Origin of the sequence: Shimia abyssi (assembly GCF_003014475.1) — a bacterium.
In the GTDB taxonomy this organism is placed as follows: domain Bacteria; phylum Pseudomonadota; class Alphaproteobacteria; order Rhodobacterales; family Rhodobacteraceae; genus Shimia; species Shimia abyssi.
In genome coordinates this window covers 331,644-344,309 of sequence record NZ_PYGJ01000003.1, presented here as the reverse complement: position 1 = coordinate 344,309, position 12,666 = coordinate 331,644, and the positions used below count along the sequence as shown (strand labels likewise).

Sequence of the window (12,666 nt, the reverse complement as noted above, 5' to 3'; positions counted from 1 at the left end):
CCATAATTGACAAAACTGGAGAGCTCAATGAATCGCCGAGGGTTTCTAAAAACAACCAGCGCCGGGATTATTCTCGCCGGAGGCACTGTTTCTTGGGCGCAATCGGGCACACGACCGCTTCCAAAAATCCAGATGACTGACCTGATTGACGGCATAGATGGACGCATCGCACTGAGCCTCTCAAATACCACGCATGACTTTGGCAATGGCGCGGCCAGTCAAGCATTTGGCATCAATAACAGCTACCTGGGCCCCGTGATCCGAGTGAAACAGGGGCAAACTCTGCCGTTTGACATCACAAACGGCATTGGCGAGACGTCAACACTCCACTGGCACGGCCTGCACATTCCCGGCGACGTAGACGGTGGCCCTCACCAGGAAATCGCACCGAATGCGACATGGTCGCCTGATGTCCCAATTGTCCAGCACGCCTCGATGAACTGGTTTCATTCCCACATGCACGGAAACACAGCCCAACAGACATACAAGGGGCTGGCTGGCGTCATGCTGATCGAAGACGACGCCAGCCTCTCGGCTGACCTTCCCAAGACATATGGTGTCGATGACTTCACGCTTGTCCTTCAGGACAAGACCTTCGATTCAAACGGAAAAATGTCATACGTACTGACTGGCGAAGTCTTTGAAGACGGATTCGAAGGTGACACGCTGATCGTTAATGGTGCGATCGCGCCAGTGTCCCAGCCAGTTCCAACAGGCCTCGTCCGTCTGCGTATCCTCAACGCCTGCAACGCGCGCTTTCTGGGGCTGTCCATGGCATCCGGCCCGATCACCGTTATCGCTTCGGATGGCGGCTTCCTGCCGTCACCGGTCGAAGCTGACAGCATTCTTATGTCGCCCGGCGAACGCTACGAAGTGCTGGTGGACATGGCAGCCTTTGGGGCCAATGCCCTTGAAGTAAACCTAAACGGTGGCAATGGTGGCTTCCTTGCCAACCTTTTCGGAGGCGATCAAACCCTCACCGCGCTCTCGCTAATCTCAAACGGGACCAAAGGCGCCGCAGATACAATGCCTAACCGGCTTGCAAACCTGTCCTCGCCTGACCCGTCACAGGCGACTGTCACGCGTAGCTTCCAGCTCAATATGGACGGAAACGCAGACCTCGCCGCGCTCGCTCTCGCATGGGGCAATGTGTGTGGCGAAGGTGTAATGGGCATCAACGGGCAGCCGATGAAAATGGACCGGATCGACGAACAAGTGCGCAAAGGCGACACCGAAATCTGGCGGATCAGCGTGGATGACATGTTGCATCCATTTCATATCCACGGCTGCTCTTTCCGCATTCTAACGCAAAACGGCGCCCCCCCGCCCAACTATGCACAAGGTTGGAAAGACATGGTGCATGTCGAAGAAGGCTGGTCCGAGGTTCTGGTAAAGTTCGACTATCAGGCCAACGCCGACGCGCCATACATGTATCACTGCCACATCCTTGAACACGAAGATTGCGGCATGATGGGACAGTTCACTGTCACCTGAACCGCAAATATGGTGCATACAACACCGTCACCGGCGCATCAGCGATTGGCTCACCTTCCTCTGTGCGCGGCCAGCGTGAAAATCAAAAAGGGGAAACTGGTCAATCCGGCGCTTCAATAATACCCTGATATCCTTCATAGCGGCTAAAGCGTTTTTGCAGCATCCAACCATAACTGTTTCGAATATCATCAATCGTTCCTGCAAAGGCGGCAGACCCCAGCTGCGCATCCAATCGCGGCTCGAGGAAAAATCCGACAGACCGTCGCTGGACCCCGTGGCCAACCACGCGATGCGGCGTTGCGGGTATACGCCCATCACTCATCGCATCGACAACATCTCCCAGATGCACAGACAGGCAATTGGCCTGCTGCGGAACATCGCGCCAAACTCCTTCCGGAGAACAAGCCTGTAGCCCGCGCTGAGCAGACCACAAAATAGACAAACCTGAACCATCTGTGTGCGACGAGGTTGAGATGATCAAACCGTCCGGGTTGCTTTCGCGCGAAACAGCCTCTCTCTCCGGTGGGAGCGGATAGTTGATCAGGCGCAATGTCGAATTGCCCGTTGAAAAGATCTTTTCCAGCGTCGCGGCCGGGAGATCAATCGACCGCCCCACCGAATGAAGCACCGCCATCGCAACAGAATGAGACGTCTCATAATACCAGTCCATCGCTTGCCGCCAGCCGGACGTAGGATCAGTCTCAGGCCAAACGTTTTCTTCGGCAAATGGAAGCGCCCCTAAAGTAGGCGCGGCTGACGGGCTTTTGGGACCAACGTCAAACATCTCGTTATACGCAAAACCGCCTGGCTTAAGGTTCGACTCGTAACCGCGATAGATATTGGGCGCGTCCGCCCTTGTGCAGATTTTTGCCGTTTTCAGCTTCTCAACGTCGTCAAGATCGAAATACCGCAACATCTCTTCTGCACAGCGATCGATGTCTTTCGCACCAGGGTAATCCGAAATAACGAATCCGCCATGTCGCTGGATCGCGTCAGCGATCTGTGCATCGACAGCGCGCCGCGCAGAATGGCTATCCTCGAACAGGGCGGCGATGTTGATTGAGACCAATGTGTCCATTTTTTTATCCTTTCGAACAGACGCGCAACAAAAAGTCGCGGATCGGCCCTGTCGGATTAAGCTATGTGCCATGCAGCTTACGGCAGCCTTTTTTTCTGAAAAGCCCTGCCCAGACCGGATCAAATTAGGTGAAGCATTTTGGACGTGTCAAGCAGCGTGTTGCTTTCGTGGTCTGCACAGAGAGGCATTAGCCCGCACCCTTGGCTTGGAAAGAGTCAAGCCACGCACTCTCTCGGCGCACCACTCAATCACCTGTTGGCTCATATTATTTTCTTTGGTCAGCAGCTGGAGTTACGCCAGTAAAGAAGCAAGCACACCAAAGAAAAAGGCAGAACCGGCTTTCACCGCGTTCTGCCTTTTCCATGGTACCCAAGGCCGGACTCGAACCGGCACGTCCGCTAGGACGGGGGATTTTGAATCCCCTGCGTCTACCATTCCGCCACTTGGGCAACGCCCTTGATCTACCCAAGCCTGCGGGCGACGTCCAGCCCAAAAAGGCACAAAAAGACGCAACAAATTTTGCTTGCACTTCGCGCGCAATCCCCTACCCAAGACATCATATCAAGAGGTCAGAAATCCAATGTTGCAAGGGCTCTACAACTGGACAATGCGGCTCGCGGATCATCCCCTCGCGCTCTGGGCGCTCGCGATCATCAGCTTTATGGAAAGCTCGTTTTTCCCAATCCCGCCCGATATCCTGATGATCCCGATGATTCTCGCCCGGCCATCCCGCGCATGGCTGATCGCGCTGGTGGCGCTGGTGTCGTCCGTGCTGGGCGGTCTTTTGGGATACGCGATTGGTGCATTTGCTTTTGAACAGATCGGCCAGCCGATCCTTGCCTCTCTGGGCAAGGAGCACGCCATGGCCGAATTTTCGACCCGCTTCAATGACTTCGGCTTTTGGGCCGTTCTCGGTGCAGGCATCACGCCCTTTCCTTACAAGGTCATCACCATAATGTCCGGCTGGACCGGAATGCCAATCATGACCTTCTTTATGACATCCATCCTTGCGCGCGGTATCCGCTTCTTTCTTGTCGCAGGGCTGTTGTGGAAATTTGGCGAACCCGTGCGCGACTTTATTGAAAAGCGCCTCGGGCTGGTCGCCACGCTCTTTCTCGTGCTGCTCTTTGGCGGCTTTATGCTCGTAAGGTATCTATGATGATCTCGCGCCGTACCCTGATCCTGCTGCTCACCGCCTTTTCGGTCTCGATGATCCTTGGTGCTTGGGCGTTTCAATATATCGGCGGGTATCCGCCCTGCAAACTCTGCTATTACCAACGCTACCCACATTGGGGCGCAGCGGGCTTTGGTATCCTTGCCCTACTGTTTAGCGGCGTCGCCCTGCCCTATCTCGCCGCCCTCGCCGCTGCCACCACCGGCGCCATCGGTGTTTTTCACAGCGGTGTCGAGCGCGGCCTCTGGGAAGGTCCCTCAACATGCACCTCTGGCAGCATCGAAAACCTCTCTGCGGACGAACTGTTCAACCAGATTATGACCGCCCCCATGGTGCGCTGTGATGAAATACCGTGGGAAATGCTCGGCCTTACCATGGCCAACCTAAACGCGATATTCTCACTTGGCGCAGCAATTCTCTGGCTCTACGCCGCCCGCATGCGCACCTAACCCGCCTTCTTTGTCGCCAAAAGCAAGTTAGTCTCGCTATTGGCGATGCCATCCAGCCGCCGAATGCGCTCCAGTACCGCGTCCAGCTCCTCAAGCGTGTCGGTGCCGATTTCCAATATCAGATCCCAGCGCCCATTGGTCGAATGGATCGCCCGTACCGCCGTTAAACCAGCCAGCTGGCGCGAAATCCTATCCGCCCCGCGCCCTTCGATCCCGATCATCATCAGTCCGCGCACAGGATCACGCTTGGTGTCGCCCTGAAGAACGACTGTGAACCCGACGATATCCCCGCGCTGTCGCAATTTCTCGATCCGTCCGCGCACTGTCGTGCGCGACACACCTAGCAGAATCGCAAGATCAGAAAGCGACGCGCGCGCATCATGGCGCAGCGCTGAAATCAGCCTTTGATCCACGTCATCCATTATGGCCATTTTTGCATCCGTTTTGTAAATAATGCGCTCATAATGCTCAAAATTGGCACTGTAACTCAACCCATTACGGAGACACAAATGGATAACCCATTGCGAACCGGATACAAAAATGACCACTACTTGCCTTTTGATCGGAGCCCCCGTTGACTCGGGAAAACGCAGACGCGGCTGCCTCATGGGCCCAGATGCCTATCGCACCGCCGGCCTTGAACAGAGCCTTACCGACTTGGGACACACCGTACAGGACCTCGGCAATGTGACCCCGGCCCCATTTGAACCCGATACGAATGATGTGCAAACATTCGCCCTAAACGAAACCGTTGCATGGACCAAGGCCCTGACCAAAGCTGCCCGATCGGCAATGGAGCGCGGCACGCCGGTATTTCTGGGCGGCGATCACAGCCTCTCTGCAGGCACAGTCACCGGTGTGGCAAATTTTGCAGCCAGCCAGAACCGCCCGCAATTTGTGCTCTGGCTTGACGCCCATACCGACTTTCACACACCGCATTCAACCTCCTCGGGCAATCTGCATGGCACACCAGTGGCGTATTTTTCGGGCTGTGCTGGTTTTGATGAGTTCCCACCGGTCGCTGATCCGGTGCCACAAGAAAATATCTGTCTGCTAGGCCTGCGCTCGGTCGATACAGCCGAACGCCACGCCATCCAGCAAACCCGCATCCGCACCCATGACATGCGCGAGATTGACGAATTCGGTATTAGCAAACCTCTCACTGCCTTTTTGTCCGATGTCGCCGCCCAAAACGGCATGCTGCATGTCTCGCTCGATGTGGACTTCCTTGATCCATCCGTCGCCCCCGCCGTCGGCACCACCGTCCCGGGTGGGGCCACCGTGCGGGAGGCACATCTCGTCATGGAACTGCTTCATGACAGCGGCCTCGTCACCTCGATGGATCTTGTTGAATTGAACCCCTTCCTTGATGAGCGTGGCCGAACCGCCAAACTCATGGTCGATCTCGCCGCCTCTGCTCTTGGTCGCCGCGTCTTTGACCGCCCTACCCGGAGCTTCTCATGACGACGATGCAAGCCCCAAATGCAGTTGTGATGGTGCGCCCACACAATTTTTGTTCCAACCCCGAAACTTCGGGCGATAATGCGTTTCAAACTACTGATGCATCGCCTGACATTGCCAAGACCGCGCTCCGTGAATTTGACCACGCTGTCGCAACCCTGCGCCGTGCCGGTGTCATTGTACATGTCTTTGACGACACCTCCACCGACACACCAGACAGCGTTTTTCCCAACAACTGGTTTTCGACCCACGCCGGGGGCCATGTCGCCATTTACCCGATGTTTGCTCAAAACCGCCGCCTTGAGAGGCGCTATGACATTATCGAGATGCTCAAACGCGACTATCGCGTACAAGACGTGATTGACTTTTCCGGGCTCGAGGCCGACGACCTCGCGCTGGAAGGTACCGGAGCCATGGTACTCGATCACATCGAGCGCGTCGCTTATACCGTACAATCCAACCGCGCAGATCCGGTACTGCTCGAACGATTTTGCACGCACTTCAACTATGAACCCATCGCATTTGAGGCCCGCGACGCCAATGGTCATGCGGTCTACCACACCAATGTGATGATGGGCATTGGCACCAACTACGCGCTGATCTGCCTCGACATGATCGTCGACCCGTGCCGCCGCACCGTTATCACCGAACGTCTGGAACAATCCGGCCGCCAGGTTATTGATCTTTCCCGTGACCAGATCGCGCATTTTGCAGGCAATGCGCTAGAGCTCTCCGGCACCCATCGCATCCTTGCTCTCTCCTCGCGCGCGCTTGATGCGCTGCGCCCCGATCAAATCACCACAATCGAGACATCGGCCCAACCAATTCCCCTTTCCATTCCTACAATCGAAACCGCAGGTGGATCCGTACGCTGTATGCTGGCTGGCATCCACCTGACCCATCGCAACCCGAGGATATCCTGAATGCTCCCCCCCTCTGAAAAAGCCCTCGTTCCCTTCGTATCCGTCGACAACATGATGCGCCTTGTGCATCACATTGGCATCGAAACCGTGCTGCGTGATCTGGCGGATTACATCGAAGAAGATTTCCGCCGCTGGGAACTTTTCGACAAAACCCCACGGGTCGCCAGCCATTCCGACGTCGGTGTGATCGAGCTTATGCCAACCTCCGATGGCGAATCCTATGGCTTCAAATATGTCAACGGCCACCCCAAGAACACATCCGAAGGCCTGCAAACCGTGACCGCCTTTGGCCTTCTGGCCAATGTTTACACCGGCTACCCGGTGCTGCTCACGGAAATGACAATCCTCACCGCCCTGCGTACAGCTGCGATGTCCGCCGTCGCCGCCAAACACCTTGCCCCCAAGGGCAGCCACACCATGGCGATGATCGGCAATGGCGCTCAATCCGAGTTCCAGACCCTGGCGATGAAAGCCATCATTGGCCTCAATACCGTGCGCCTTTATGACAAAGACCCGGCCGCAACCCGCAAATGCGCCGCCAACCTCGCGCACACCGGCCTTACAGTCATCCCCTGCACTTCGCCGGAACAGGCAATTGAAGGCGCGCAGATACTCACAACCTGCACAGCCGACAAACAAAACGCCACCATACTCAGCGACAATATGGTTGGATCAGGCGTGCACATTAACGCGATAGGTGGCGACTGCCCTGGCAAAACTGAACTGGCCTCCGGCATTCTCACCCGCTCCGACATCTTTGTGGAATACCCCCCTCAAACCCGGATCGAAGGCGAAATTCAACAACTTGCCCCAGATCACCCTGTCACCGAACTCTGGCAAGTGATCACCGGCGCCACACAAGGGCGCACCGATCAGCGCCAAATCACTCTGTTTGATAGCGTTGGCTTCGCCATAGAGGATTTCTCCGCCCTGCGATACATCCGCGACAAGGTGGCAGATACCCCGTTCCACATCGATCTCGACATGCTCGCCGACCCGGACGATCCCCGCGATCTCTATGGCATGCTCACGCGGGCCAAGGCCTAACGAACACCATCGCTTCCTTTCGCCCAAAATATCCCGGGGGCGTCAGAGCTTTGCTGTAACGGGGGCAGCGCCCCCATTCCGGCGCGCCAGCGCCACATCCTGCGCGCCCGGGCACCCGGGCGCTCATTTGGGGTCAGGTTCCCAATTCACGCGTCCAGCTCGGCGTCCCAATAGAGAAAATCCATCCAGCTCTCATGCAGGAAATTCGGCGGGAACTTGCGCCCCATATTGCGTAGCTCCTCTGCGCCCGGCTGACGTGGCGGCTTGCGCAGGCTCATACCCGCGCGTCGCAGGCTTTTGGACCCTTTCCTGAGGTTACACGGGCTGCACGCAGCCACCACATTCTGCCAACTGGTCACACCGCCCGCCGCGCGCGGCACCACATGATCAAACGTCAGATCCCCCTTGCTCCCACAATACTGACAGCAAAATTCGTCCCTCAGAAATAAATTAAAGCGCGTGAAGGCCACGCGCTTTTGAGGTTTCACATAGTCTTTCAGAACCACCACACTGGGTATGCGTATCACCGTCGACGGGCTACGCACCACCTCGTCATACTCAGCCACAATATCGACCCGGTCCATATAGGCTGCCTTGACCGCATCCTGCCACGGCCACAGCGACAATGGATAATAGGATAATGGGCGATAATCCGCGTTTAACACCAATGCCGGATGTTGCCGCGCACCGGCGGGTTGTCTGGTAAATTCTGTCCTGAAATCGCCGTCCATATCGCGTAGCCTTTTGCCCCTTCGAACTCCGGCCGCCAATTGCCGGTATCCCATTCGAGGGCGAGAGCACTCGCCCTTGCAGTTTCGTCCACTATATCTCGTGGCAAGCCTCTGGCAAGTCTCACGATAATGTAGGCACAGCAAAATGCCTATCCCGGTTACGTAACGCTCCCATGACACTTATCCACAAGCCGATCTGCTCAAAAAATGCACGCCAACATCGTGAACAGGTTGATGCTACCCTGATCCAATAGCCGCACGTTAGTGCCGATCAGATATTGATTGAACTGTATCGCCACCAAGGTCGGATCAACCGTAGGATTCTCCGACAGCCATTCTAAACGCGCTGCTTTCAGTTCAGCTTTTCTGAGTGAAGATCCCCAAAACGCCTATCAGACGAACCGTGCCTTGCACCGTTTCACACACCTACGCCCCACAATACGGATTAGCCCAATCAGATTTTCGGGAACTTGAACAATTCGCCAAACCATCACACTCCCCGCACTCCCGTGGCATTCCATAAACGCATCTTCGCGCAACAGCTCGACAGCTGGCCGCGCCTCAGGGAATGGACACTGATTGCGGAAACAATCTCTAAACACCTCTTAACGTCCCGGCTCTAATAAACCCTTGACCGCCCCTAGATCTAGCGAGCATCGTGCCACAACGAAACGAAACAAAATGCAAAGATCGTTTCATGGATGAAAAGAACATGATGAATTCAGAAAACTGGGATGATTTGCGCTTATTTCTCGCGGTGGCCCGCCATCGCGGGCTCTCTCCCGCCGCCCGTGAAACCGGCAACAGCCCCGCCACACTGGGGCGACGCATGATGGCACTAGAACAACGACTGGCGCGCGACCTGTTTCACCGCCACGACCGAGGATATACTTTAACAGCCCAGGGCCAAACGCTGTTGAGCGATCTGACAGATCTGGAACCGCGTCTTGCCCGCATTCTCGCACCCGCAAAACAGGACGCACTCCCACTGGTCAAGGTGTCTGCCGGCTCATGGACATCGCTCGCATTGCTCAACAACATTAACAACATTCTCGGCTCACCCCCAGATATCCGCCTGCGCTTCTTTGCGTCTGAAGAAAAACTCAGCCTCACGCGACGCGAGATCGTAATCGGGTTTCGAAACGAGCGCCCAACTGGTGGCAACCTCGCCAGCCGCCGCTTATCAAAGATTAGCTTTGCGCCATACGGCACTGAAAATGCTTCACCTTTATGGATCAATGTGCTGGCAGAAACTCCATCGGCGCGATGGCTGGCACGGCACGGCGCCGACCGGTTTGGATGCGAAGTCAACACACCACGCAATAGCCTCGACCTCGCAATACAAGGCCATGGCATCGCGCTTTTACCCACCTTCATTGGTGACGCCTTTCCGGTACTTGAACGCAAAGACAACATCATCGAAGAACTAAGCCATGATCAATGGCTTGTCACTCACAATGATGACCGCCACTTGCCCGGTGTTCGCGCGGCAATCGAACGCATGTGTCAGGCGTTGAAAACGTCGCGCATGGATTAACCCAAATGCAACTTGTCACGCATGAACGCGAGCGCCACGCTCAGGCCATCCGGTGCGATCCCATGTGCGGTGCCCTTCATGATATGGGCGTAAACGTCCTTAAACCCGGCCTTTTGCAGGGCCTCTGCCGCCTCAGGCAAGGATTGCACTGGCACCACGTCGTCCTGGTCCCCATGTACCAAAAGGATCGGCGGCATACTGACCACCTCATCCTCCAGCAGGTCCGGCGACAACAACCGCCCCGAGAACGCCACGATCCCGGCCAGCTCATCTTCGCGCCGTGGTCCCACATGCAGGCTCATCATGCTGCCCTGACTGAACCCGAACAGCACAACCTGTTCCGGCAACAGGTCTTCGTCAACCATCACCGCATCCAGAAACGCATTCAGATCATCCACCGCAGCGCGCATCCCGCGCTCGCTTTCTTCTTCCGACGAATTGTCGATCCACGGGATCGGGAACCATTGCCGCCCCATAGGCATGCCCGGTATTTCTTCAGGTGCATCCGGCGACAGAAACAACGTATCGGGCAGATGCTCCGCCAACGGATCCGCCAGCCCCATCAGGTCCGCGCCATTCGCGCCATAGCCGTGCAGAAAGATCACTGCCGAGCGTGTATCACCGGAAACCGGCTCGCGGCGCTGCGTATTCAAAACCCGTGTCATGGCCATCCCTTTCTTGTCTCAGACTTGCGCACCGTCCTGCCCGCTCTGATCCCGGGTTGCAAGGGCTTACCTGATCCCGTCACGCGCCTTGGCCACACGGTAGTATGACCACAAGAGCCGCGCCGCCACCGATCGCCACGGCGCCCAATCTTCGGCCATGTCACGAAACGCCCGCTCCTTGGGGCGCGCGTCCAACTCAAACAAAATCCGCGCCGATTCCTGAAGCGCCAGATCCCCCGGCGCAAACACATCCGCCCGCCCCAACGAAAACATCGCGTACACTTCGGCGGTCCATGCCCCAATCCCGCTGACCTCGGTCAGGGTTGCAATCACCTGATCACTGGGCGCTGAGCGCAATGCGCGATAGTTGATCCGCGCCTCGGCCAAGGCCCGCGCATAGCGGATTTTCTGACGACTAAGGCCACAGGCCTGCAAATCCTCATCACTGGCCCACATGATTTTGCGGGGCCCGGTCAGTTTGGCCTCCTTAAGGCGTCCCCACACCGCATTGGCCGACGCAACACTGATCTGCTGGCTGACAATCGCGCTCAGCAATTGCGCGAACCCATCCGCGCGCAATCGCAACGGCAACGGCCCGGTTTCCTCCAACGCGCGGGCAAATCGCACGTCTCGATCGGCCAGCCATGCCGCACCTTCCGCCACACAGGCATCGCTCTTAATAATCCGTCCAACCGACATGGCGCGCCCCACTTTTATACGCGCCACACTACGTTGGTACCGTGCCTGATCGCAAGCACTGGACCTTGCTCTGTGAACAAGTTAACGCTTTGCCCATGACAGCAATTCCTGACGCCCGCTCAAACGACACAACCGCCCGCCGCACCGTGATCATTCTCGTGCTGGCCCAAGCGCTTTTGGGCGCGCAGATGCCGATGATTTTTACCATTGGCGGCCTTGCCGGCCAGTCGCTGGCGTCCAATGTGTGCTTCGCCACCTTGCCGATCTCGCTGATTGTTCTTGGCTCAATGGTTTCGGCCACCCCCATCTCGGCCATCATGCAGCGTTATGGCCGCCGCGTCGGCTTTATGGTCGGCACTTTGGGCGGCGCGCTTGGCGGTGCCGTCGGGGCTTATGGCCTTTACCTAAGCTCGTTTCCTGTCTTCCTCGCGGGCTCGTTCCTGACCGGTATCTACATGAGCGCGCAAGGTTTTTACCGCTTTGCCGCCGCCGATACCGCCACACCAGAATTCCGCCCTAAGGCGATTTCTTATGTCATGGCCGGCGGTTTGGCCGCCGCTATCATCGGGCCGCAGCTGGTCAAGGTCACGGCTGACGCCATGATCATACCCTTTCTCGGCGCCTACCTTGCCGTGATCGTGATCAATGTGGTCGGCTCGGCGCTATTCCTGTTCATCAACATTCCGCCTCCCACCCCAGCAAGCGCCGACAGCCCCAAGGGCCGTACCCGTTGGCAGCTGATCACCACACCCCGTATCGCGGTGGCCGTCATTTGTGCCATGGTGACATACGCGCTCATGAACCTTGTTATGACATCCACACCGCTGGCTGTGGTGGGCTGTGGATTTGACCAGAACAACGCCGCCGATATTGTCACCGGTCACGTACTTGCAATGTTCGCGCCGTCTTTCTTCACCGGTCACCTGATTGCCCGCTTTGGCGTTGAAAAAATCGTCGGCACCGGCCTGATCATTCTCGCCGCAGCCGGGGCCGTCGCCCTTCAAGGAGTCGAACTGGAAAATTTCTTCCTCGCCCTGATTCTGCTGGGCATTGGCTGGAATTTCGGCTTCATCGGCGCCACCGCCATGCTCGCAGCCGCACACAAACCCGAAGAACAGGGGCGCATTCAAGGCCTCAACGACGTCATCGTCTTTGGCGGGGTCACCGTCGCGTCGCTGGCCTCAGGCGGCCTGATGAATTGTTCAGGCGGAAGCGCGGTGGCTGGCTGGACATCTGTCAACCTCGCCATGGCTCCCCTGTTGATGCTCGCCGGCGGCTCCCTGCTTTGGCTGATGCTGCGCCCGAAAGAGGCATAACCCCTCCTCAAGCGCCCATATCTTCCTTTCGCCCAAAATATCCCGGGGGTGAATTGGCCCTGGTGCCAAGAGGGGGCAGCGCCCCCACACCC

The 12,666-nt window shown here is 57.0% G+C and carries 13 protein-coding genes and 1 tRNA gene; 8 read left to right on the top strand and 6 right to left on the bottom strand.

Annotated features, from left to right (window positions below; genetic code table 11):
* The first annotated feature begins 27 nt into the window (after positions 1-27).
* Positions 28-1,494: a multicopper oxidase domain-containing protein gene (locus CLV88_RS08275; protein WP_106607892.1), complete on the top strand. Its 1,467-nt coding sequence runs from the start codon at positions 28-30 to the stop codon at positions 1,492-1,494.
* A 100-nt stretch (positions 1,495-1,594) separates the two neighbouring features.
* Here CLV88_RS08275 and CLV88_RS08270 read toward each other — a convergent pair whose 3' ends face one another.
* Together CLV88_RS08270 and CLV88_RS08265 are read right to left on the bottom strand one after the other, a co-directional pair.
* Positions 1,595-2,572, bottom strand: coding sequence for a 2OG-Fe(II) oxygenase family protein (locus tag CLV88_RS08270; RefSeq protein WP_165798838.1), 978 nt, complete (start codon positions 2,570-2,572; stop codon positions 1,595-1,597).
* Positions 2,573-2,935: 363 nt separating this feature from the next.
* Positions 2,936-3,021 (bottom strand) — tRNA-Leu (locus CLV88_RS08265).
* Positions 3,022-3,152: 131 nt separating this feature from the next.
* On the opposite strand from CLV88_RS08265, the gene CLV88_RS08260 reads away from it, so the two are divergent.
* Together CLV88_RS08260 and CLV88_RS08255 are read left to right on the top strand one after the other, a co-directional pair.
* Entirely contained in the window at positions 3,153-3,731 is a 579-nt protein-coding gene (locus CLV88_RS08260; RefSeq protein ID WP_106607890.1) for a YqaA family protein, read from the top strand.
* Positions 3,731-4,195 (top strand): disulfide bond formation protein B, encoded by a 465-nt coding sequence (locus CLV88_RS08255; protein WP_106607968.1) that lies wholly within the window; start codon positions 3,731-3,733, stop codon positions 4,193-4,195. The genes CLV88_RS08260 and CLV88_RS08255 overlap by 1 nt, the downstream gene beginning before the upstream one ends.
* Here CLV88_RS08255 and CLV88_RS08250 read toward each other — a convergent pair.
* Positions 4,192-4,617: an Lrp/AsnC family transcriptional regulator gene (locus CLV88_RS08250; RefSeq protein WP_106607889.1), complete on the bottom strand. Its 426-nt coding sequence runs from the start codon at positions 4,615-4,617 to the stop codon at positions 4,192-4,194. The two genes, CLV88_RS08255 and CLV88_RS08250, sit on opposite strands and share 4 nt — an antisense overlap.
* A gap of 118 nt (positions 4,618-4,735) precedes the next feature.
* Between CLV88_RS08250 and rocF the strand changes: the two genes are divergently transcribed.
* Genes rocF through CLV88_RS08235 form a run of 3 tightly spaced genes read left to right on the top strand, consistent with a single transcriptional unit; the run spans position 4,736 to position 7,626 of the window.
* Positions 4,736-5,659: an arginase gene (rocF, locus tag CLV88_RS08245; RefSeq protein WP_106607888.1), complete on the top strand. Its 924-nt coding sequence runs from the start codon at positions 4,736-4,738 to the stop codon at positions 5,657-5,659.
* Complete coding sequence (ctlX, locus tag CLV88_RS08240) at positions 5,656-6,579, top strand: citrulline utilization hydrolase CtlX (protein WP_106607887.1); 924 nt, start codon at positions 5,656-5,658, stop codon at positions 6,577-6,579. Before rocF ends, ctlX begins: the two co-directional genes overlap by 4 nt.
* Complete coding sequence (locus tag CLV88_RS08235; protein WP_106607886.1) at positions 6,580-7,626, top strand: ornithine cyclodeaminase; 1,047 nt, start codon at positions 6,580-6,582, stop codon at positions 7,624-7,626.
* 146 nt (positions 7,627-7,772) lie between these two features.
* Here the strand turns inward: CLV88_RS08235 and CLV88_RS08230 are convergent, their stop codons facing one another.
* The gene (locus tag CLV88_RS08230) at positions 7,773-8,357 is read right to left on the bottom strand and encodes an HNH endonuclease (protein WP_106607885.1); all 585 of its coding nucleotides are present in this window, start codon (positions 8,355-8,357) and stop codon (positions 7,773-7,775) included.
* A gap of 697 nt (positions 8,358-9,054) precedes the next feature.
* On the opposite strand from CLV88_RS08230, the gene CLV88_RS08225 reads away from it, so the two are divergent.
* The gene (locus CLV88_RS08225) at positions 9,055-9,894 is read left to right on the top strand and encodes a LysR family transcriptional regulator (RefSeq protein ID WP_106607884.1); all 840 of its coding nucleotides are present in this window, start codon (positions 9,055-9,057) and stop codon (positions 9,892-9,894) included.
* On the opposite strand, the gene CLV88_RS08220 is transcribed toward CLV88_RS08225, so the two are convergent.
* Both CLV88_RS08220 and CLV88_RS08215 read right to left on the bottom strand, forming a co-directional pair.
* Positions 9,891-10,559, bottom strand: a complete 669-nt coding sequence (locus CLV88_RS08220; RefSeq protein ID WP_106607967.1) for an alpha/beta hydrolase — start codon at positions 10,557-10,559, stop codon at positions 9,891-9,893. The genes CLV88_RS08225 and CLV88_RS08220 overlap by 4 nt on opposite strands.
* Before the next feature lie 66 nt (positions 10,560-10,625).
* Positions 10,626-11,258: a DNA-3-methyladenine glycosylase family protein gene (locus CLV88_RS08215; RefSeq protein ID WP_106607883.1), complete on the bottom strand. Its 633-nt coding sequence runs from the start codon at positions 11,256-11,258 to the stop codon at positions 10,626-10,628.
* Positions 11,259-11,353: 95 nt separating this feature from the next.
* Between CLV88_RS08215 and CLV88_RS08210 the strand changes: the two genes are divergently transcribed.
* The gene (locus tag CLV88_RS08210; protein WP_106607882.1) at positions 11,354-12,574 is read left to right on the top strand and encodes an MFS transporter; all 1,221 of its coding nucleotides are present in this window, start codon (positions 11,354-11,356) and stop codon (positions 12,572-12,574) included.
* The last annotated feature ends 92 nt before the right edge of the window (positions 12,575-12,666 follow it).

Bases quoted from the DNA above. Each gene is read 5' to 3' on its own strand.
- CLV88_RS08220 (WP_106607967.1), bottom strand. From the start codon at position 10,559: ATGACACGGGTTTTGAATACGCAGCGCCGCGAGCCGGTTTCCGGTGAT.
- CLV88_RS08255 (WP_106607968.1), top strand. From the start codon at position 3,731: ATGATCTCGCGCCGTACCCTGATCCTGCTGCTCACCGCCTTTTCGGTC.
- CLV88_RS08250 (WP_106607889.1), bottom strand. From the start codon at position 4,617: ATGGATGACGTGGATCAAAGGCTGATTTCAGCGCTGCGCCATGATGCG.
- CLV88_RS08235 (WP_106607886.1), top strand. From the start codon at position 6,580: ATGCTCCCCCCCTCTGAAAAAGCCCTCGTTCCCTTCGTATCCGTCGAC.
- CLV88_RS08260 (WP_106607890.1), top strand. From the start codon at position 3,153: ATGTTGCAAGGGCTCTACAACTGGACAATGCGGCTCGCGGATCATCCC.
- ctlX (WP_106607887.1), top strand. From the start codon at position 5,656: ATGACGACGATGCAAGCCCCAAATGCAGTTGTGATGGTGCGCCCACAC.
- CLV88_RS08210 (WP_106607882.1), top strand. From the start codon at position 11,354: ATGACAGCAATTCCTGACGCCCGCTCAAACGACACAACCGCCCGCCGC.
- CLV88_RS08225 (WP_106607884.1), top strand. From the start codon at position 9,055: ATGGATGAAAAGAACATGATGAATTCAGAAAACTGGGATGATTTGCGC.
- rocF (WP_106607888.1), top strand. From the start codon at position 4,736: ATGACCACTACTTGCCTTTTGATCGGAGCCCCCGTTGACTCGGGAAAA.
- CLV88_RS08215 (WP_106607883.1), bottom strand. From the start codon at position 11,258: ATGTCGGTTGGACGGATTATTAAGAGCGATGCCTGTGTGGCGGAAGGT.
- CLV88_RS08270 (WP_165798838.1), bottom strand. From the start codon at position 2,572: ATGGACACATTGGTCTCAATCAACATCGCCGCCCTGTTCGAGGATAGC.
- CLV88_RS08230 (WP_106607885.1), bottom strand. From the start codon at position 8,357: ATGGACGGCGATTTCAGGACAGAATTTACCAGACAACCCGCCGGTGCG.
- CLV88_RS08275 (WP_106607892.1), top strand. From the start codon at position 28: ATGAATCGCCGAGGGTTTCTAAAAACAACCAGCGCCGGGATTATTCTC.